Source organism: Actinacidiphila bryophytorum (assembly GCF_016916835.1).
GTDB lineage: Bacteria > Actinomycetota > Actinomycetes > Streptomycetales > Streptomycetaceae > Actinacidiphila > Actinacidiphila bryophytorum.
The window spans coordinates 21,503-41,438 of sequence record NZ_JAFFIX010000015.1 but is presented as its reverse complement, the minus strand read 5'-3'; the positions used below and the strand labels follow the sequence as shown (position 1 = coordinate 41,438).

19 protein-coding genes and 4 pseudogenes are annotated in these 19,936 nt (G+C 69.3%); 14 read left to right on the top strand and 9 right to left on the bottom strand.

Annotation, left to right across the window (positions count from 1 at the left end; all coding sequences use genetic code 11):
• The first annotated feature begins 147 nt into the window (after positions 1-147).
• On the top strand, positions 148-840 hold the full coding sequence (locus JT723_RS21475) for a CBS domain-containing protein (RefSeq protein ID WP_205046365.1): 693 nt from the start codon (positions 148-150) through the stop codon (positions 838-840).
• 60 nt (positions 841-900) lie between these two features.
• Positions 901-1,551 (top strand): CBS domain-containing protein, encoded by a 651-nt coding sequence (locus tag JT723_RS21470; RefSeq protein WP_205046364.1) that lies wholly within the window; start codon positions 901-903, stop codon positions 1,549-1,551.
• Between the two features lie 250 nt (positions 1,552-1,801).
• On the opposite strand, the gene JT723_RS21465 is transcribed toward JT723_RS21470, so the two are convergent.
• Both JT723_RS21465 and JT723_RS21460 read right to left on the bottom strand, forming a co-directional pair.
• A complete protein-coding gene (locus tag JT723_RS21465) occupies positions 1,802-2,464 on the bottom strand; it encodes a CBS domain-containing protein (protein ID WP_205046363.1) in 663 nt (220 codons plus the stop codon).
• Between the two features lie 22 nt (positions 2,465-2,486).
• A complete protein-coding gene (locus tag JT723_RS21460) occupies positions 2,487-2,951 on the bottom strand; it encodes a Crp/Fnr family transcriptional regulator (RefSeq protein ID WP_205046362.1) in 465 nt (154 codons plus the stop codon).
• A 198-nt stretch (positions 2,952-3,149) separates the two neighbouring features.
• On the opposite strand from JT723_RS21460, the gene JT723_RS21455 reads away from it, so the two are divergent.
• A complete protein-coding gene (locus tag JT723_RS21455) occupies positions 3,150-4,025 on the top strand; it encodes a universal stress protein (RefSeq protein ID WP_205046361.1) in 876 nt (291 codons plus the stop codon).
• A gap of 75 nt (positions 4,026-4,100) precedes the next feature.
• On the opposite strand, the gene JT723_RS36610 is transcribed toward JT723_RS21455, so the two are convergent.
• The 3 genes and pseudogenes from JT723_RS36610 to JT723_RS36205 all read right to left on the bottom strand — a co-directional run.
• A complete protein-coding gene (locus JT723_RS36610) occupies positions 4,101-5,336 on the bottom strand; it encodes a cation transporting ATPase C-terminal domain-containing protein (protein WP_307864010.1) in 1,236 nt (411 codons plus the stop codon).
• Positions 5,227-5,997 carry a cation-translocating P-type ATPase gene (locus JT723_RS36605; RefSeq protein ID WP_307794137.1) on the bottom strand — a complete coding sequence of 257 codons (771 nt, stop codon included), beginning with the start codon at positions 5,995-5,997 and terminating at the stop codon, positions 5,227-5,229. The genes JT723_RS36610 and JT723_RS36605 overlap by 110 nt, the downstream gene beginning before the upstream one ends.
• Positions 5,998-6,121: 124 nt before the next feature.
• A pseudogene (locus JT723_RS36205) lies at positions 6,122-6,466 on the bottom strand (HAD-IC family P-type ATPase); the annotation flags it as partial.
• Between JT723_RS36205 and JT723_RS35860 the strand changes: the two are divergent.
• The 5 genes from JT723_RS35860 to JT723_RS21420 all read left to right on the top strand — a co-directional run bounded on the left by JT723_RS35860 (position 6,459) and on the right by JT723_RS21420 (position 9,587).
• Positions 6,459-6,590, top strand: coding sequence for a hypothetical protein (locus JT723_RS35860; protein WP_265749765.1), 132 nt, complete (start codon positions 6,459-6,461; stop codon positions 6,588-6,590). The pseudogene JT723_RS36205 and the gene JT723_RS35860 overlap by 8 nt on opposite strands.
• Before the next feature lie 216 nt (positions 6,591-6,806).
• Positions 6,807-7,067, top strand: coding sequence for a hypothetical protein (locus JT723_RS21435; RefSeq protein WP_205046359.1), 261 nt, complete (start codon positions 6,807-6,809; stop codon positions 7,065-7,067).
• The gene (locus JT723_RS21430; RefSeq protein ID WP_205046479.1) at positions 7,055-7,675 is read left to right on the top strand and encodes a hypothetical protein; all 621 of its coding nucleotides are present in this window, start codon (positions 7,055-7,057) and stop codon (positions 7,673-7,675) included. The genes JT723_RS21435 and JT723_RS21430 overlap by 13 nt, the downstream gene beginning before the upstream one ends.
• A 42-nt stretch (positions 7,676-7,717) precedes the next feature.
• Positions 7,718-7,924 carry a cation-transporting P-type ATPase gene (locus JT723_RS21425; protein WP_205046462.1) on the top strand — a complete coding sequence of 69 codons (207 nt, stop codon included), beginning with the start codon at positions 7,718-7,720 and terminating at the stop codon, positions 7,922-7,924.
• Between the two features lie 391 nt (positions 7,925-8,315).
• Positions 8,316-9,587: an arabinofuranosidase catalytic domain-containing protein gene (locus JT723_RS21420; protein ID WP_240165977.1), complete on the top strand. Its 1,272-nt coding sequence runs from the start codon at positions 8,316-8,318 to the stop codon at positions 9,585-9,587.
• Positions 9,588-9,958: 371 nt separating this feature from the next.
• On the opposite strand, the gene JT723_RS21415 is transcribed toward JT723_RS21420, so the two are convergent.
• Entirely contained in the window at positions 9,959-10,441 is a 483-nt protein-coding gene (locus JT723_RS21415; protein ID WP_372441348.1) for a glycosyl hydrolase family 28 protein, read from the bottom strand.
• 51 nt (positions 10,442-10,492) lie between these two features.
• On the opposite strand from JT723_RS21415, the pseudogene JT723_RS21410 reads away from it, so the two are divergent.
• Positions 10,493-10,651 (top strand): annotated as a pseudogene (locus JT723_RS21410) (transposase family protein); the annotation flags it as partial.
• Between the two features lie 674 nt (positions 10,652-11,325).
• Positions 11,326-11,832: pseudogene (locus JT723_RS21405) on the top strand (integrase core domain-containing protein); the annotation flags it as partial.
• Between the two features lie 157 nt (positions 11,833-11,989).
• Here JT723_RS21405 and JT723_RS21400 read toward each other — a convergent pair.
• Both JT723_RS21400 and JT723_RS21395 read right to left on the bottom strand, forming a co-directional pair.
• Positions 11,990-12,331, bottom strand: coding sequence for a S1 domain-containing protein (locus JT723_RS21400; protein WP_205046356.1), 342 nt, complete (start codon positions 12,329-12,331; stop codon positions 11,990-11,992).
• Positions 12,332-12,454: 123 nt separating this feature from the next.
• On the bottom strand, positions 12,455-13,459 hold the full coding sequence (locus JT723_RS21395) for a hypothetical protein (RefSeq protein WP_205046355.1): 1,005 nt from the start codon (positions 13,457-13,459) through the stop codon (positions 12,455-12,457).
• Between the two features lie 653 nt (positions 13,460-14,112).
• On the opposite strand from JT723_RS21395, the gene JT723_RS21390 reads away from it, so the two are divergent.
• Genes JT723_RS21390 through JT723_RS21380 form a run of 3 tightly spaced genes read left to right on the top strand, consistent with a single transcriptional unit; the run spans position 14,113 to position 16,839 of the window.
• Positions 14,113-15,732: an IS4 family transposase gene (locus JT723_RS21390; RefSeq protein WP_251512573.1), complete on the top strand. Its 1,620-nt coding sequence runs from the start codon at positions 14,113-14,115 to the stop codon at positions 15,730-15,732.
• Positions 15,636-16,439, top strand: coding sequence for an IS5 family transposase (locus JT723_RS21385; RefSeq protein ID WP_307864012.1), 804 nt, complete (start codon positions 15,636-15,638; stop codon positions 16,437-16,439). Before JT723_RS21390 ends, JT723_RS21385 begins: the two co-directional genes overlap by 97 nt.
• 58 nt (positions 16,440-16,497) lie before the next feature.
• The gene (locus tag JT723_RS21380) at positions 16,498-16,839 is read left to right on the top strand and encodes a hypothetical protein (RefSeq protein ID WP_205046353.1); all 342 of its coding nucleotides are present in this window, start codon (positions 16,498-16,500) and stop codon (positions 16,837-16,839) included.
• Positions 16,840-16,867: 28 nt separating this feature from the next.
• On the opposite strand, the pseudogene JT723_RS35305 reads toward JT723_RS21380, so the two are convergent.
• Positions 16,868-17,395, bottom strand: a pseudogene (locus JT723_RS35305) (hypothetical protein); the annotation flags it as partial.
• A gap of 786 nt (positions 17,396-18,181) precedes the next feature.
• Here JT723_RS35305 and JT723_RS36200 point away from each other — a divergent pair.
• Positions 18,182-19,864, top strand: a complete 1,683-nt coding sequence (locus tag JT723_RS36200) for a cellulose-binding domain-containing protein (protein WP_307794027.1) — start codon at positions 18,182-18,184, stop codon at positions 19,862-19,864.
• Positions 19,865-19,936: the final 72 nt, after the last annotated feature.

Genomic DNA, 19,936 nt, shown 5'->3' with positions numbered 1-19,936 from the left:
GGCGTCCCCCGGGGCACCGCCGAGGAGTCCCGGCACGGAGGGCCGTCGGTCCCGGGGGCACAGGCCCCCGGTCGGCCGCGAGCGGAGTCCGCGCGGTCGTCGGACAGTGGAGGTGAGGCATCGTGCCGTGCTTGGAGGAGGCAGTTCATGAGGCACCGCAACGTCAGCGACCTGATGACCCACTCGGTCTTCCGGGTTCGCAGTGACACGCACTTCAAGGAGATCGCGAAAGTCCTTGCCGACCACGACATCACCGCCGTGCCCGTCGTGGACGACTCGGACCGCCCGCTGGGCATGGTCTCCGAGGCCGATCTGCTCCGCAGGGAGTCCAGCCGGCCGGACCCCGCCGGGCTGCTGAGCGACCTGGACACACCGGGTGAGGAATCCGCCGGTCCGGTGGCGACCACCGCCGGCGGTCTCATGTCCAGCCCCGCGATCATCGCCCATCCGGAATGGTCGGTGGTGCAGGCCGCCCGGGTGATGGACCGCGGCCACGTCAAGCGGCTGCCGGTGGTGGACGAGATCGGCCGTCTGATCGGCATCGTCAGCCGCGCGGACCTTCTGCGGGTCTTTCTGCGCCGCGACAATCTCATCCGTGAGGAGATCACCGGCGACATCCTCGACCGCTCGCTCGGCATCGGCCCCGACGCGGTGAGCGTCCAGGTCACCGACGGCCGCGTCCACCTGCGCGGAACCGTCGACCGGCGCAGTCTGATCGCGGTTGTCGTGCGGCTGTGCGAGGGGGTGGACGGGGTGGTCGACGTCACCACCGAGCTCGATTACCGCACTGATGAGGCGTCGGCGGTCGCCGGCCATGGGCGCGACCGGATCCAGCCGTGATCCCGGCCCGCCGACCGGACGGCCGAAACCGGTCCGCCGCGGAACCAGAGGAGGAAGGACATGTTTGCGTCTGGCAGCGCGGTCCGGGACGTCATGACCCGCACGGTCGTGGCGCTCGGACCGGAAGCGAGCTTCAAGGAGATCGCCAGGACCATGAAGCAGCGCAAGGTCAGCGCCCTGCCCGTGCTGGCGGGCGAGGACCGGGTTGTGGGTGTCGTGTCCGAGGCCGACCTGCTGGCCAAGGAGGAGTTCCGGGGCAGTGACCCCAGGGGGGCCGACGAACTGGGGGGAGTGGCCGGCCGGGACAAGGCCGGCGCGGTGACCGCCAGAGACCTGATGACGGCGCCCGCTGTGTGCGTCCACGAGGACGCCACAGTGTCGGAAGCCGCCCGGATCATGGCCCGGCGAGGGGTCAAGCGGCTGCCCGTCGTGGACGGCGAGGACAGGCTGCGCGGCATCGTCAGTCGCTGCGACCTGCTCACTGTCTTCCTCCGGGAGGACGAGGAGATCGCCGCCGACGTGCGTCGCAGCGTCCTGCACCTGCTGTTCCCCGGCGAACCGTCCGTCGCCGCCGACGTCCACGACGGCCTGGTCACGCTGCGCGGCCACGTCCGGGAACCCGCACTGATCACAGTCGCCACCCGCCTGGCCCGCACCGTCGAGGGCGTGGTCGACGTCCGCACCGAGCTGACCGGGCCGCCGGCTCCGTAGGCCGCGCACACCGATCCGTCATGGTCACCGCAACGGTGTCCTGCTCGCGCGTGACGGCGAACTCCTCGACGACCACAGCGTGGCGCCGTTCGAGGACCGCCTGCCGCCACCGGTGCGTGCGGGCGCGGGTCTGGTCCGGGTCCAAGAGACCAGGGCAGTCACATGCTGGACGGCCCACGCCGCATGCCGCACTCACCTGCTGACCACCGCGGTACGCGGACGGCATGCCCGGCTCAGGTCCGGGGGCTCGTCAGGGTGGGGTCCGGCGCTGCGGCTGGTCGAGGTCCCAGCGCACGTCGACGACACCCTCCACGGAACGCACGAGCTGGGACGCCACCGGCACCCGGGCGGTGTCCGTGACGCTGCCGCTGAGCGTAACCGCACCATCGGTGACCTGGACGCGGACAGGGGAAGGCTCGCCAGGGAACAGATAGCCGACGATTTCCCGGCGCACCTCCTCGGCGAGGTCCTCGTCCGCGCGCAAGAAGACCTTCAGGAGGTCACCGCGGCTGACGATGCCCCGCAGCCGGCCCTCGGAGTCCACCACGGGCAGCCGCTTGACCTTGGCCTCGGCCATGATCCGCGCCGCCTGCGAGAGTGTGTCGTCCGCCTCGACGGTGACCGCAGGTGCCGTCATCAGGTCGCCCGCCACCACCGACCCGGCCTTGAGAATGTCATTCAGGCGGCCCAGTTGGGTCAGCCGGCTGGGCTCGCTGTCGCGGAACTCCTCCTTGGGCAGCAGATCCGCCTCGGAGACCACGCCGACCACCACGCCGTCGGCCCGGACCACGGGTACGGCGCTGACATTCCGCTGCTGCAGGACGCGGACGATCTCCTTGAACTGCGCGTCGCGGTCCACGGACACCACTGCTGCGGTCATCACGTCACGGATGATGTGCGGGCTCCCAGTCATCGCGGGGTGCCTCCTTCGGGTGTCAAGGGACGGGGCTGCCGCCGCGCGGGCCGTACAGGTCCAGCAGCCGCATGCGGGCGCTCTGCATGCGGTGCGCGATGATCTGCGCGACCCGGCGGGCCAGGGCTTCGCCGAACTCCAGGTCGGCGCGGGACAGCGCCCGCACCGTAGTGGCGTCGAACTGGTGGGCGCGCACGTCGCTCTGGGCCTCGGCGCCCAGGTGCCAGGTGTAGGGCGGGAACAGCCAGGAGCAGCCGAGCAGGTCGCCGGGGCTGAGGATCTCCACGGGCGCGGCCGGGTTCCCGGGCACGCGGGTGTCCAGGATGACCGAACCGGTGTGGATCACCCAGAACCGGTCGGCCTGGTCGCCCTCCTCGAAGATCCGGGTACCGGCCGGGAAGAACACCTCCCGGGCGAGGTCCAGCAGTCGGTCGCGGCCCGGGGCGGGCAGCGCCGCGAACAGGTTGGTCGAAGCGGTGGCTCTCATGGCGTTTCTCCTCGTCCTTCCGTCTCACTGTGCGGTGGTGGGGCCGCCGGGCGGCAGGTCTGTCCGGGACCGTCCGGGGGTCCGTACGGCCCGCATGCCGCCGGGCCGGCCGGCTCCTGATGCCCTCCGCGGCCGGGCATGCCACGGTGAGAGGAGAGGCCGGCACGGATCATGTACCTCCGAAAGGGTGGTGCAGCCATGAGGAATCCGCTGATCGTGGGCATCGACGGCTCGGACCCCAGCCTGCTGGCGATCGACTGGGCGATCGCCGAGGCCGCGCGTCACGACCTGCCGCTGCGGCTGGTGTACGGGTCCCTGTGGGAGCGCTACGAGGCAGCGGTCCCGGAATTCGGTGCGCGGCCGCCGGCCGAGCACCTGCTGGCCGAGCACATCGTCGCCTCGGCCGCGCAGCGGGCCGGCAAGGTCGGCCCCGGTCTCGAGGTCTCCACCGCGCTGGTACCCGCGGGTCCCGTCGACGCCCTGCTGGCGGAGGGCGAAGGCGCCTTCGCGATCGTCGTCGGTACCAGGGGCCGGGGCGGGATCACCGGCATGCTGCTGGGCTCGACCAGCCTGGAGGTCGCGGCGCGGGCGAGGTGCCCGGTCGTCGTGGTCCGGGGGGCGGAGTCGAACGTGCGCGGTGAACTCTCGCGGGTGACGGTGGGCGTCCACCCTGACGGCCGGTCGGCGGCCGCCGTCGCGTTCGCCGCGCGCGAGGCACAGGTCCGCAAGGCGGAGCTGCTCGCCCTGGGCGCGTGGCGCCGCCCGGCCCGGGAACTCCCGGGAACCGGTCATCTGGCCGCGGACGCCTCCGACCCGCAAAAGCATGACGCAGAACAGGCTCTGGGGGATGCTCTGCGCACCGTGGCCCAGAAGTACCCGCAGGTCACCGTGCACGGGGAGGCGGTCGAGGGCCGGGCGCGCAACGCGCTGCTCGACGCCTCCGCGCGCAGTGATCTCCTGGTGGTCGGCGCGCGGCGGCGGTCCGGGAGCGTCGGCATGCAGCTGAGCCCGGTCAATCACGCGGTCCTGCACCACTGCGCGTGCCCCGTGGCCGTTGTTCCGCAGGAGGGCTGACGGCGCCGCCATAGGTCGGGGCGTACCGCGACGTCGCGCGCCGTGCGCTGCGCGACCGGCCGTGCGTGTGGCATGTCATGGCTTGGTCCGTTCACCTGGGCGATGGGCCTCGGGGCGGTGACCGGGGTGGTGATGGTCGGCCCGGTGACCGTGTTCGGCTGCGGTCCGGCGGGCGTGGGCGACGATCTCGGCCGCCGTGTGCTCGCTGACCCCGAGAACTTCGGTGAGACGCCTGCCCGTCCACCCGTGCCGGGCGAGCAGGACGGCCAGCGGGTGATGCCCGGTCGTGGAGGCAGGGGCAGTGGGGGCAGGGGCGGGGGCGGCAGCCGGAGGCGCGGGGGCGACCGCGGGCGGGCGGCGGCGCACCGCTGCCTTGCGTAGTTCGTCCGCGTCCCAGACCACGAACGGGAACGGCGCCACCGTCAGCAGTTCGGCGGGGCCGAGCGCCGCCGTGGTGAACAGGCCGTGCAGGGCGCGGACGTAGACGATGGCCGCGGCGAAGGCGAGCGAGAAGGCGATGCCGCCGAGCAGCGGCCGGTTGCTGAAGACGCCGACGGAGCGCAGTGAGGCCCGCTGGGTGCGTACGGCGAAGGCTGTGCCGATCTGGCAGGAGACGATGCCCAGCCAGGCCACCGTCGTTGCCTGCCGGTACACCGAGTCCAGCGCCGTGCCGCTGCCCGTGGCGTCGCCGGGGTGCCAGCCGCCTCGGGTGAGCGTCACGAGGAAGCCGGCCATGACGAGCACGGCGCAGATCACGCCGAGAAACCCCCAGGCGCGGGCGAGCATGCCGCGGTCGATGACGCCCGCGCCGCGGGTCCTGGGTGGACGTCCATCAGGCCGGGCTAGGCCGTGTTTTGGAAGTCCCGCCTGCCCCGCGACGCCTGGCACGCACGCTCGCTGCGTTGTCGGAGTCGTCCGGGTAGGCCCACTACGAGGACGACCCTCCGCCTTGCGATCGCACGCACCAGACGCCGCGGGGCCCGCCCTGTGGGCGGACGGCGCTACTTCCAAAACACGGCCTAGCTGCGTTCCCGGCCCAGGGCGAGGGCGGGGAGCATGTCGGTGCCGAGGCCGACGGCGAGGATCTGCATCACCGTCAGCGGCAGCGGAACGGCTCCGCCGGCCAGGGCGAACACCAGGAAGGGGGACCACTTCGGGGACGGCGTGGGTGAAGATGTAGACGATGAACTTCCGGATGTTGTCATAGGTGCGCCGGCCTGCCTCGACCGCGGACACGATGGTCGCGAAGTCGTCGTCGGTGAGCACCATGGTGGCGGACTCGCGGGCGACGTCGGTGCCGGAGCGGCCCATGGCCACGCCGATGTCGGAGCGCCGCAGCGCGGGGGCGTCGTTGACACCGTCCCCGGTTCGCCAGAACGCGCAGGCCCCGGTCCGCCAGCCGCCCGATCGCGTGCATCACGGCCGTCCGGTCGGCCGGTCCGAGGGGCCGTTCCTGTCCGGGCGCGTCCAGGATCGTGTCGGCCCGGGCCAGGACCTCCTCGGGTGCGCCCTTGGTGTGCAGGAGCAAGGCACCGTCGCGCTGGGAGGCGACGGTCATGAGCTTGATCCGGGGATCGAACCGGAACAGCGCCCGGCGCTCGGTGTCCCGGCGCGTTTCGGGTTCCGCCCCGGTACTGGCCGCGGCGAGGTCGAGCAGGGCGAGTTCGGTGGGGTCGCCGTGCCGGCCGCGGAGCCCGGCCGTCGTACAGTCGGCGGCCGCGTCGACCAGCAGGCGCACCCCCTGCGGTGCGGGTCCCGGGGCGTCGGCCGGGCGTTCGCCCTCGGGCGTCCACACCGTCACCGCCCGCATCCGGTTCTCGGTCAGTGTGCCGGTCTTGTCGGTGCAGACGACCGTGGTGGCCCCGAGTGTCTCCACCGCGGAGAGCCGCTTGACCACCGCTCCCCGGCGGGCCAGTTCCCGTACGCCCGTGGCCAGGGCGAGGGTGATCGTCGGCAGCAGCCCCTCGGGCACATTGGCCGCCAGCAGGCCGATGGCCCTGGCGTTCCAGCGGGCTCTGCTCGCGGTGGGTGCGCTGGCTGAGTGCCGCGATCCGGCCCAGCTCGGTGTGCATGCCCGTGGCTGTGACCACGGCGGGGGCGTGGCCGCCGGTGCAGGCCGTACCGGAGAACAGCAGGTCACGGGCGTCCAGCAGGCCACCGGCCCGGTCGGTGAACTCCGCCGAGTGGTAGACAGGCACCGACTCGCCGGTCAGCGCGGACTGGTCGACCTCGACGCCGCCGTCGACAAGCCGGGCGTCGGCCGAGACGCGGTCGCCCTCGTCGACGATCAGCACGTCACCGGGCACCAGTGTGGTCGCGGGCACCTCACGGGTCATCCCGTCGCGGATCACCGTCGTCTGCTCCGGCAGGAACGCCGACAGTGCCTCGACCGCCCGTTCGGCCTGCTGCTCCTGGGCGAAGGCCAGGCCGGCGTTGAGCACGATGACCGCCAGGATCGCCACCGCCAGGGACGACGTGCCGGTCGCCGACGCCAGCACGGCGGCCAGGGCCAGCAGCACGGCCAGCGGATGGGTGAACTGCCGGGCGAGCTCCCGCAGCCGGTGACGGCCCCGGCGCCGCGCCAGCTGTTGTGCCCGTACACCTCCTGGCGGTGTGCCGCCTCGCGTTCGGACAGGCCCGGCGGGGAGGTGCGCAGATCCCGGAACAGCAGGGTGAGCGACTCGCGCGGATCGGGCGTGGAGCGCCGCGGACGGGGCGGCGGACTTCGCCGAACAGGTACGCAGCGCCCGCCGTGCGGCTACGGCGGCTCGGCTCGCGGCCATGGGAGAGATTCATGCCGAGCTGGCCCGGCGGGTCACCGAAAGGGCGAGCGAACTGTACGGGGCCGATCCGTCGATCGCCGCCGGTCTGACCGCCAGGGCGCGGGCGCTGCTCGGGCCGGAGGCGCAGACGAGCGGACACCCCGCCGGGGGCATCCGGGCGGTGGCGGCCGACCGTCTGGTCGATCTCGGCGTGCCGGCCCTGGCGGTCAGGGCGCTGGAGTCCCACGGCGCCGCGGTGGAGGCGCTGTGGAGACGCTGAGCCCTGCGCGAATCCTGCGGGTGGCGGGCCCGCTGGTGGAGATGGCCCGCCCCGCCGACGTCGCCATGCACGACCTGGTCCTCCTGGGCCGTTCCGCCCTGCCTGCGGAGGCGCTGGCGATCGACGGCGATGTGGTGACGGCACAGGCCTACGAGTACACCGGTGGTCTGGCGCCGGGCGACCCGGCGAGCGTTCCCGGCGGTCCGCTGCGTGCGCGGCTGGGGCCATGGCTGCTGGGCGGCGTATTCGACGGACTGCTCAGGCCGCTCCCGACAGCCGGTGACCGGCTGTCCGCTGACAGTGCGGACACCGGGCGCACGGCGGGACCGGCCGGGAGCCGCGGCGGTGGCGGTTCGTACCCGGCGTGTCCGAGGGCCAGCGCTTGGAGCCGGGCGCGAGCCTCGGCCGGATCGCCGCCACATCCGTGGACCTGCGGGCACTGGATCCCCCGGCTGACGGCCGAACTGGCCGACGCCGAACTCGCCCTGGAGCAGGCAGAGCACGAGGACGCCGTACGACGCCGCCGGGCAGGTGCCGCGGCCGGGCGGGCAGGCGCCGCGGGCGTCCGTGGCGACTCCCCGTCCGACGCGGCGACCGGCCATGGCTGACGCGTCCGTCCCGCCCGCCCTGCCCCAGTCCGGCCCTCGGGGCTGTCGAGTGCGGAACCATCTCCACAGCTGGCCGAGTTCGGGCCGAACGAGGTCGCGGCGGTGCCGCGGATTCCGATGCGGTCCCGTGTCGCGGCACAGCTACGCGACCCGCTGATCATGGTCATGCTTGCCGCGCTTGTTCTCACCGTGGTGGCCGGTGACTATCCCGACGTGGTGACGCACCATGACGTACGAGCCGTCGGTTAATCCGGCATCACAACCATCAGCAGCGCTCGCGGCAGTGATCGTTTGCCACGGTCGGGGACTTCGGCCAGACGTCGTGGCTTTCACCGCGATCGAGACGGCGAGGGCCGCACTGAGCAGACCGCCTGTCGTTCCTTCCGCAGGCGGCCGATCTACTGCCGGGTGCACGGGGGGAGGAGTGCCGACGGGGCCGAGAACACCGTATGAGGACCCGAGTGCGCTGGCCCCAGTGCACCAGCCCTACGAAAGGCATCTGATTGACCCGATGAGACAGGACCGTCCGGCCTGGCCTCTGCGCACGCTGCGGACGCCCAGGCACCGGGGGTCCGAGCGGAGGGACGCCGATGACGCTTTCCCTGGATGACCAAACATCCAGCGTCCAGGTGCCGGAATCTTGGGGGTCACTCCACCGCACCTCAGCACCCGTGCGACCGATCGCCGACCGGCCGGGAGCCGCCAGCCGGCGCGGTCCCCCGCCTCCTGCGGCGCAGCAGCGAGCAGCCCGGTCGACGCGCACTCCGGCGGAGCCGCCATAACTCCCAGGCGGAGGTCCCGCGGGCGAAGTGGCCAGGCAACCGGGTACTGGCCCGGTCCTGCCGCAGGCGGGTACGACAACTTCGCCGACGCGAAGGCGGCCCCGATCACCGTCGGCGGCCAGAAGGCGTACGGCGTCTACATCGCCCCCGGCACCGGCTACCGCAACAACCACACCAGCGGCATCGCCACCGGCGACCAGCCCGAGGGCATCTACGCGGTCGTCGACGGCGCGCACTACAACCAGTGGTGCTGCTTCGACTACGGCAACGCGCAGACCGACGGCCAAGCGGACTCCCCCGCAATCATGGAGACGGTCTACTTCGGCGCCGACAAGCAGTGGGGCTGGGGATCCGGAGCCGGCCCCTGGATCATGGGCGACCTCGAATGGGGACTGTTCTCCGGAGCGAAGGCCGGCTACAACGACCTCGCGCCGATCAACCACCGCTTCGTCACGGCCATCGTCAAGGGCCAGCCGAACCACTGGGCGATCCGGGGCGGGGACGCCCAGTCGGGCAGCCTGACGACCTACTTCGACGGACAGCGCCCCAGCGGCTACAACCCGATGAAGAAGGAAGGCGCCATCGTCCTCGGCACCGGCGGCGACAACAGCACCTCCGGGCAGGGCACCTTCTTCGAGGGCGTGCTGACCTCCGGCTACCCCTCGGAGGCCACCGAAGCGGCCGTACAGGCCAATATCACCGCCGCAGGCTACGCGCCGGCCGGCGGCGGCACCCCGCAGCAGGGCGTCCAGGTCGTGGGCGGCCAGTCCGGCCGGTGCCTTGACGTGCCGAACTCCAGCACCACCAACGGCACGCAGGTGCAGATCTGGGACTGCGGGAGCGGCACCAACCAGCGGTTCACCTACACCTCCGCCAAGCAGCTTCAGGTGTACGGCAACAAGTGCCTGGACGCTTCCGGGCAGGGTACTGCCAACGGCACCCCGGTGATCATCTGGGACTGCAACGGCGGGGCCAACCAACAGTGGAACGTCAACTCGAACGGCAGCGTCACGGGCGTGCAGTCCGGGCTGTGCGTTGACGCCAACGGTGCCGGCACGGCCAACGGCACGAAGATCATCCTCTGGTCCTGCAACGGCCAATCCAACCAGCAGTGGAGCCTGCGCAGTTGACCGCTGAAACGGTTGGGGCGGGCGGCCTGATCACCGCGGTCGACCATGGACGGCAAGGGTGCGAATCGATTCGCGCGAGAAACGTTGACATGACGGAGAGGCTGGGGCAATTTCTGTCTCTGGTGCCCCGTGTACTCCCCCTGTCGCAGGACAGGACTCGCGACAAGGAAAGTGAGCGCTAACAGAAGGGGCTCAAAAGGCACCTTCTGCGGTGGCGAGGCCCCACCCACCCACCGGCGGCGAGGCCCCGGACCGGCCCTTGCCCACCCCCCACTGCAAGGAGAATCCCGCGTGAACACCCGAGATCCGCGACCGCGCAGAGACCGCATCGCGCGATATCCAGTCGGCCCGCGTCCGCCGGTAGACCTTCTTCACGTCCGAAGTGACATTGGTGAAGTAGGCGTCACGGATCGTTGCGGTGTTCTGACCGTTCGCCAGGACGGCGACCTGTCCTCCTCCAAGTCGATCAGGCTGTCGGTGTTCTCGACGCGGACGTTCTCCCACCGGACGTTGGAGATCACAGCGGTGTCGACCGCGTCGATCACCAGCGAACGTCCCGCCTTCACCACATCGAGGTTGCGGAAGGTGACGCCGTCCATCGACGTGCCCTCGTTCTTGGTGCCGATCTTCGCGCAGCCCGAGTTGCTGTAACAGACGTTGTTCTCGTGGATGATGTTCTTGGTGTTGATCGTGCCGGTGGCGTTCTCGTTCTTGGTCGCCATGTTGTCGTCACCGGTGTAGAGGAACGCGTTGGACAACAGGCCGTTGGTCGACTCGTCGAAGTCCACGCCGTCGGTCTGGTTGTACCCGCTGTTGGGCCGGTGGTTGATCACCTTGTAGTTCTTGATCGTCACCTTGTCGCTGCGGTAGATCAGCGTGTTCCAGTAGCTGGAGTCACGGGAGGTTCCGCCGGTCAGCAGGCCGTGAACCCGTCCCACGCCAAGATCCGCGCACTCGTCGAACAGGCCATGGCCACCCTCAAGAACTGGCGGCTCCTGCGCAAACTCCGATGCTCCACCACCCGGATCGCCGCCCTCGTCAAAGCCGTCCTCACCCTGCATCTGCCAGCTCAGCCCGATGACGGAAAGGGCTCACAGTCCCTGAGTGGTACCCGGCTACTGACCCGGCATCAGACGGAAATCGTTCTCATCTCACGCGAGAGGCCCGCTGACCTGGCAAAATGCCAGGTCAGCGGGCCTCTGTGCACCGTCGGGACGACAGGATTTGAACCTGCGACCCCCTGACCCCCAGTCGCGAAGATCAAGGGGATTTCCCCGTCAAACGGGACTAACTCTCCGGGCATTATGACCACTTACGCGAATAGCGCTCGCAAACGCGCACACCGCGTGGTCCCCAGATGGTCCCTGACAGGTCACGGGATCGTCCTCCTTCAGCTCTGCTATTCCAGCATTGCGCTGTTGGCAGGAATACACAACCCCGACATTCGTTCGACTGCACCGGGTACGCACGGGGACCCGCCCGCAACTAGACCGGAGCCACATCTTGGGATCAGCGCCACCCCGCTCAATGTCCCGCGCGAGTCCGAACAATTCTACGCCGGGCACCGCCCGGCCCCGAGCTTCGTCGCCGTGAGGCCACTGCTCCGGTTGCCACCGCGAATCGCGGGCCCAGCGAACATCTCCCGCCTCCCGGTACAGAATCGCGACCAACACGACGGCGTCTACGAGTATCAACATGCCACGTGACCTGCCGGGATGAGGTTTTCGGCACCCGCAACGTCTTCGCCGTCATCGAGCACTCCACCCGGCGCATCCGAATCCTGGGCGCAACCGCACACCCCACCGCGCAATGGGTGGTACAGCTCGGACGCAACCTCGTCATGGACCTCGAAGACGCAGGCAGCACGGTCAGGTTCCTGATCCGGGACCGCGACTCCAAGTTCACGGCCGCCTTCGACGCCGTACTCGCCGACGCCGGACTCGGGATCGTCAAAAGTGGTATCCGCATGCCGCGCATGAACTCCATCATGGAGCGCTGGGTACAGACCTGCCGGCGCGAACTCCTCGACAGGACGCTGATCTGGAACCAGAGCCACCTTCTCCACGCGCTTCGTGAGTTCGAGTCCTTCTACAACGAGCACCGACCGCACCGCACCCTGAAGCAAGCCGCTCCGCTCCGCCCACTACCCGAACCGAGCAGCGTGCCAAGGCAGATCAGGCACCAGGAGGTCCGCCGAAGAGACCGACTGGGCGGAACACTTCACGAGTACCAGCACGCCGCCTGACCAGTCCGGATGATTAATCGGCACCCGCAGGGTCGGCAGCCGCATCACTCCGGCCGCCCTAGGCGACCACGACGTGCCCCGACTCAAGCGGTTCCCAGACGGTTGTGTTGTGCCTCACTTGCAGGCCACGAGCGACCGGGCTGCAGGAGCCGACTTGCTAGGGGACGGCCTGGCCGCGTTCGTCGGGCCAGCCCGGCCGCCACTTTGCCAGGTACTCGTCGAAGTCGTCGGTCACGAACTGCGGATCGACGGCCTTGAGACGGACCTGCTGCCGCTCGTCTGCCCACCAGAGCTCGAACTCCGTGACCGTCCCCTCGGTCGGCCAGCGGTCGGCGGTCTCCGGCAGGAGACGGGCGTCCACGAAGCCCCCGACTGGGAGCCCGATGTCGACGAAGATCCCGATCACGCCGGGGTTGGGAACGCGAGTCACGGTTCCCCGGAAGCGCTGACCGAAGCTGATGTCGCTGCGGATGCGGTCCCATTCGTCTGCGGTCACCACCTGGGAATACTCCCACGCCGGAGCATGATCAACCAGAGCTCGCCTGGCAACGGGCTCACCGTCCGAGAGTGGGGCCAGCGGCACGGCTGCCGCCTCCGAAGAGAGTCCATCCTCCCTGGCCTGCTACTCGTTCAGCTCCAGCCCGAGGTCAAACGCCAGCTTCTTGGCGGCGTCCAGAGCCTCCGCCTGTGCGTTCTTGCGCAGCGCGAGGGCGATCGGGACGTCCGAGTTGTCCAGCGTCGGAATCATCACGCCGACGCCGACGAACGGAGTGGAATCCGGCAGCAGGTCGGCCAGGCAGGTCGCCCAGACTTGCGGCGACCGCATCCAGGCCAGACCGGTTCGCGCCATGTCGATGAGAAGGATCGTGGGCCGAGCCTCTGCCTGATTGATCTTCTGCTCGTCGGCCAGCACCGCCAGCACCTCCGCCGAGACATCCTGAAGATGACCGGACAGTTCGAAGCCGTTCTCGACGACGACGCGGGACCCCGCTCCGAAGGGGCCGGCGTCGAACAGGCGAATGCCGAGATCCAGCACGGGAGTGGCCGCCCACCGCTGCTCCAGCCGGGTGATCGCCGTCCCACGCTGGCCGCTCTGCACGCGGTCGACCGTCTCCTTGATGATGGCCTCGCGGACGGGCTTCTTGATCACGAGTGGACGCTCGGTGCAGAAGAGATGGACGATCACGGGGGCGTCGATCTCGTCCAGCGCGGCCTCCAGTTCCTGCTCCAGGTCTTTAAGGCCGTTGAGCCGGCGCGCCTTGACCTCGACGCCCAGATTCGCACTCCGGAGGATCAAGTCCGGCTCAGGGCTCCCGTTGCGGGGTCCGAAGTCGAAGGCGACGCCGGCCCTGGCGAGCTTCGCGCCGGCAACGAGTTCCGCCCGCACAATCGCGACGTCGTCGTCCGTCCTGGCCTTGACGAAGTCGCGCTTCGGACCGGCGAGGCGCATCGGCTGGGCCTCCTCCAGGGTCCTGATCACGTCGTCGAACGCCTGCAGGATGGAACGGCGGAAGCTGGTGGGGTGATCGCTCTCGTCCGCGGCGTCGAAGAGGTCGCGCAGCGGATGGGCAGCGGGAGTCGCAGCCATCCAGGCCGCGAGCGAAGGGAAGAGGCTGGGCTGGGTCATCTGACGTCCTTCGGAAATATGGAGATCATGCCGCAGGTTCGGTCACTCCACGGCAACTACTCCAGGCTACTTCGAACATGCAGACAGTCACAGCGAATTCTTTCGAACCCAGATGCACCATCAGCATGCGCGAATCGCCCGCCACTTCGTGCACTGGAGCCTGAGTGGCTGTTGTCGTTCCGATCTTGAGTGGTGCTGATCGAACAGGGGTCTCGTTCGGCTGATCGCGGCGGCCGCCAGACATGAAAGCAGGGCCTCTTCGTAGCCCATTCGGTGTCTACGCCAATTAGCGTTCCAGGCGGCCCTGTTGTCGCAGTTCTACGCCCTGGCTTCGGCTGGGTCCAGCCCGGCCACTCCGTCGTGTGACTGCCTGGCGCACCGGTTCGGAAACGCCGCCGACAACGGAACGCGCGAGCGCCGCTACCCCACTGACATGACGGACGCCCAGTGGGCAGCGATCCGTCCGCTGCTACCAGTGCCGGGCTGGCTGCAGGGACGCGGCGGGCAGCCGGAGGCGTACTGCCACCGGGCGATACTGGACCAATGCCACGAAGTTAAGCGCTCGGCGGCGGCGTCAAGGGTGAGAGAGATGTGGGAGGAGCCTCTGCTATCCAGGGGATCGACCAAGATCTTCCTGAGAGAGCAGAGGCCCAGTGGCCCAGTTTGTCACGGGCGGAACCGATGACGTGTTCGCGCCTGGTCATATCGGTGAGTTAACGCAGGTCATCCCGCCCGAGTTGGTGGACGCGGTGCTGGACGAGAGCAGGGCTCGCGAGCGTCGGCTGCGGAGCCTCCCATCGCGCGTGGAGGTGTACTTCGTGCTCGCGCTCGGGCTGTACGGGCATCTGGGCACCGGACTGGTGTGGGGCAAGCTCGTGGCCGGACTGACCGCCAAAGTGCCGCAGCCTTCGGAGAAGGCACTTCGCGATCTGCGTCGGCGGGTCGGTGTGGCCCCGTTCAAGCGGCTGTTCGACGTCCTTGCCGGCCCGTTGGCCCAGCCGTCCACGCCCGGAGTGCGCTACCGCCGCTGGCGCACGGTCGCCTTCGACGGCTGCGGGAGCCTGAACGTCCCCGACCACGAGCGCAACCGGTCCTGGCTCGGCCGCACCGAACGCCGCCACGGTCCGGCAGGCTACCCGCGACTGATGCTCATGACCCTATGTGAAACAGGCACCCGCGGCCTGATCCCCGCCGTCTTCGGCTCTGCCTCCAAGGGCGAGACCGACTACGCCCACGACCTGGTCGGCCACCTGACCCCGGACATGCTCCTCCTGGCGGACCGCGCCTTCGACAGCAACGATCTACTCGCAGACATCGCAGCTCAGGGAGCGCAGTTCCTGATACGTGCCACCAGTACCCGACGACCACCGGTGCTGGCGCTGCTGCCCGACGGCTCCTACCTCACCCGGATCGGGGGCCTGGCGCTGCGGGTGATCGAGGCCGAGATCCACTCCCGCACCGCCGACGGCAGGGACATCGGCGGAACATACCGCCTGCTCACCACCCTCAGCGATCACCGCACCGATCCAGCAGACCACCTGGTGCGCCTCTACCACGAGCGCTGGGAGATCGAGATCACCTACCTGGCGCTACGCCATACCCTGCTCAAAGGCCGAGTCCTACGGTCGAAAGACCCGGTGGGCCTCAACCAGGAAATGTGGGGACTGCTCACCCTCTACCAGGCACTGCGCTCAGTGATGGTGACCGCGGTGGAGACGGTGCCCGGCTGCGATCCCGACCGGGCCGGCTTCACCGCCGCCTTGGAGGCCGCCCGCGACACAGTCGTCAGCCTCATCGGAACGACCGCAGCCTCAGGGCCGAGCGACCGCCCCGACCTGGTAGGACACATCGGCGCCCGCGTCCTTCACGCACTGCTGCCCGAGCGCCGGATGCGACTGTCCGCCCGCATCGTCAAGTGCGGAACCTCCCGCTACAACATCTGGAACCGCGACGAACGCTCCCGCGTCACCACCCCGGTCACCGCGATCGAGATCACCGTGCACCCACCAGCCCTGCCCAGCGCGCAGGACCCGACCCGAGCCCTCTCCGGCCGCTGGGGCCAGGTCTGCCGACTCCTGGCTGCCAACTCCAACCAGGCCATGCACACCCGGGACATTGCCCGGCATCTCGGACTCCCTACCTCGGGACGCCCCCTCAGCAGTCTTACCGCGCAGCTCTGCTACTGGGCCCGCAACGACCGACTCATCCGGACCGCTCCGAGCACCTACAAGATCACCCTCCCGGACACCTTGACGCCGCCGCCGAGCGCTTAACTTCGTGGCATTGGATACTGGACGCGGTCCACTACCTGGTCGACAACGGAACCAAATGGCGCGTCCTGCCTGCGGACTTCCCGCCGTGGGACCGGGTCTACGCCTTCTTCCGCCGCTGGCGCGACCATGGCCTGGTCACCGAGTTCCACGACCGGCTGCGCGGGAAGGTTCGTGAGAAGGCGGGCCGGTGCCCGGAGCCCAGCGCCGGGGTGATCGATTCCCAGTCGATCAAGGCCGACGCCGTCGTCGGTTCCGACAGCCGGGGCTTCGACGGCGGCAAGCTGATCAACGGACGCAAGCGCCACGCCGTGGTCGACACCCTCGGCCTGCTGCTCGCCGTGATGGTCACCCCCGCGGACACCGGCGACCGCGCCGCCGCGCAGACCCTGCTCGCGCGGGTCGCCGAGGCACACCACCGGCTGGAACTGGTCTGGGCTGACGGCGGCTACACCGGCAGCCTCATCACCCGCTGCCTCACCGCACTCGCCCTGGTCCTGGCGATCGTCAAACGCAGCGACGACATGCGCGGCTTCGTGGCGCTGCCCAAGCGATGGATCGTTGAGCGATTCTTCGCCCACCTGATGCGCACCCGACGCCTGGTGCGCGACTTCGAGCGAACTACCAGCAGCGCCGAGGCGATGATCTACTGGTCGATGACTCTCCTCATGACCCGCCGCCTTGCCCGGCCACGCCCTTCGCGAGCGTGAACCGGTCCTGGCCCGGGGCTTGTGACCAAATCCATCTAGCGCCTGCGATCATTCGCACATGAGCTACGACCTGGCCGTCTGGCATGGAGAGCAACCGAGCGACGAAGCCGGCGCTGTCTTCGACGAGCTCTACGACCGCTACTTCGACTCGGAAGACGTGATCATCGAACCGTCGCCGCACATCGAGGCCTACGTCGAGGCACTCGTCGAGCGGTATCCCGACGATGTCGCTGGCAGCCCCTGGGCGTCACCGCCCGTCATCGACGAGGCATCGGGCCCGATCGTCTATCTGCTCATGTCCTACAGCAGAGCAGAGGAAGTCTCCGAGTACGCAGCCGCCCTGGCACGCGAGCACGGACTCGTCTGCTACGACCCCCAGGCTGAAACGCTGCGGGTCTGACCGTCGCCGTACACCATCCCTCGCCCTGCCCGGCCACACCCTGCGAGAGCGAGAACCGACCAGGCACCGGCTCGACCAGCCATCCTCGGGCCACCATCCGCTTCGCCTTCGACCGCAGCACCTCCACCTCCGCCGGCACCACCTCCAGGCCGAAGCAGACGGCCATCTCCTGGCACGAAAGCGGACCTTGGACATCTCGATCGCGGTCGACGACGACTCGCAGACGGCGTTGGTAATCCACCGACAGCGCCGACCAGGCCAGCCCCGCACGCCACATCGGCACTACCGACTTCGGCTTCGCCGATTCCGCAGCCTTCGCCATCACCGGCTGTTCACCCACACCCGGCACGTCCACAGCCAGATCAGGACCGGTGACGCCACCGTCGCCAGGGGCCAGTACTTCGCCGACGCGCGAGCAAGCAACGACCCACTCGTTCCAATCCCGCTCGGCCACAGCCAACTCGGCCTGGATCCGATCGGCCTCCTCCCGCAGTTCGTCCACACGACGGCGAGCGGCGTGCTCGCGCTGTTCCAGCAGTCCCACGACCGACGGCATCCCTGACCTCCACCGGAGCGACGACACGACAGATCACCACTGCCACAGAACCGCCGACTCTATGCCTGACCAGCGCAAACGCAGTCCTCAAGCTCGGAAAGACAACAACATCTCAGGCATCGACATGATCCGCCGGACACGCCCTAGGCACGGCGAAGGCGTGAGTGGCGCCGTCGTCGCAGGCGGCGGCGACCAGGCCGCCCGAGAGGGGGCTTGGTCGCGCTCGGCTGCCGGGCTCCGCGAGGGCGCCAGAAGTCGGGATGTTGCTGGTTGCCCGGTCCGCCTGCCGACGCCAGGCCTCGAATGGGGACATCGAGCGCAGATGCCCCACGCCAAGGCCCGTTCCGGGGGCTGCCACCGCATGCGCCGGGACATAACTTCGTGCAGCCTCCCCACGAAGCGGCCGCCGGCTCCACAACGGCACAGCTACACTCGCCGCCACCAAGCCGCTGACCAGGACACACGGAGAACTTTCGCTGGAGTAACAGCTCCATGACCGGCCGGCTGGGCGCCGCGCGTCACCAGTTTGGCTGGCCGAATATCTATTCCGTGGCGAACCGATATTGCCTTGCTTCTCTCCCGTCGCTATCGTCACCGGCGACGTCAGTAGCGGAGCCAGGCCTCCTGCCGCCGCCCGAGCCCGTACGGCGCCGGACTCATCGTCCGTTCCCGTAAGCGGCCCCGGCGCCGGTCAGGCAGGTCTATCCCGGGACGGCACGCACGATCTCTTGCGGAAACTGCCCCCCACGGCGGTCCCCCACGACACCTCCAGAGAGAGGTCCACGCATGATCACGCAAACCTCGGCGGCCCGACCCGGGCGGCACAAAGCCAGCAGCGCGGCACGACGGAAAGCTCTTGCCGCGGTGGCGGTTGCGGCTCTCGCGTCCGCGGGCGCGCTCGTCGCGCTGGAATCACCCGCCTCGCAGGCCGCGACGCCGGCCGTGACGCCCGCGCTGAACAGCAATGCGCTGTACGTCTCGGCGTCCGGCAGCGCGAGTGCGCCGGGAACACTGTCCTCCCCGACGACGCTGGCCGCAGCCGTCACCAAGATCACCGCCGGCGGCACGATCTACATGCGGGGCGGCACGTACAACCTCTCCTCCCCGATCGAGATCCAGACCGGCAACAGCGGCAGCTCCGGAGCGCTCAAGGAGATCTCCGCCTACCCCGGCGAGAAACCGGTGCTCGACTTCTCGGGCGAGGACGCGGCCTCCTCCGACCGCGGGATCCAGCTCAACGGCAACTACTGGCACCTGTACGGCCTGACCGTCCAGCACGCCGCCGACAACGGGATCTTCGTCGGCGGCAGCAACAACGTCGTCGAGCGCGTCGTGACCGCCTACAACCGCGACACCGGCCTGCAGATCTCCCGGCCCGGTTCCAGCACCCCGCAGAGCCAGTGGCCGGCCAACAACCTGATCGTCAGCTCCGAGTCGCACGACAACCGCGACGCGACCGGTGAGAACGCCGACGGGTTCGCCGCCAAGCTCACCGTCGGCTCCGGGAACGTCTTCCGCTACGACGTGTCGCACAACAACGTCGACGACGGCTGGGACCTCTTCACCAAACCCGATACCGGCCCCATCGGGGCCGTCACCATCGAGAACTCCCTCTCCTACAGCCAGGGCACCCTCTCCGACGGCAGCGGGAGCTCGAACGGCGACAAGAACGGCTTCAAGCTCGGCGGGGACGGCATCCCGGTCAACCACATCTTCCGCAACAACATCGCCTACGGCAACGGCGCCAAGGGGATCACCTACAACGACAACCCCGGCACCATGTCGATCTCCAACAACGTCAGCATCAACAACGCCAACCGCAACTTCTCCTTCGACGCCGGCACCTCTGTGTTCAGGAACAACACCTCCTGCCGCTTCAACAGCGGCAGCACCACCGACAAGATCGTCGGCAACTCCGACAGCTCCAACCAGTTCTGGTCCGGCAGCAACGGCTCCCGCTGCCCCTCCTACAGCGGAGCACTGGGCTGGTCCTTCGCCTCCGACGGCAGCCTCATCGTGACCTTCGGCGGCACGAACGTGACCGGCGGCACCACCACCGGAGGATCAACCACGGGCGGGTCGACCACCAGCGGCACCACCACAACCGGCGGAACCACCACCGGCGGCACCACCGGCGGCACCGGCAGCTCCTCGTGCAAGGTCACGTACACCCCGAGCACCTGGCCCGGCGGGTTCACCACCAACATCACGGTGGCCAACACCGGCTCCACCGCCGTCAACGGCTGGAAAGTCGCCTTCACCCTGCCCTCCGGACAAGCCATCACCAGCACCTGGAGCGCCACCATCAGCCCGTCCTCAGGTGCGGTGACCGCCACCAACGTCGACTACAACGCCCAGATACCCGCCGGCGGCAGCCAGTCCTTCGGCTTCCAGGGCACCTACACCGGCAGCACCTTCACCCAACCCACCGCCTTCACCCTCAACGGCACCACCTGCACCACAGGCTGACCCCCGCGGCCGGGAACCCCTGCGGATCCCGGCCACCACCGGCTGACCCCACGGCCGGGATCCGCTCCGGAT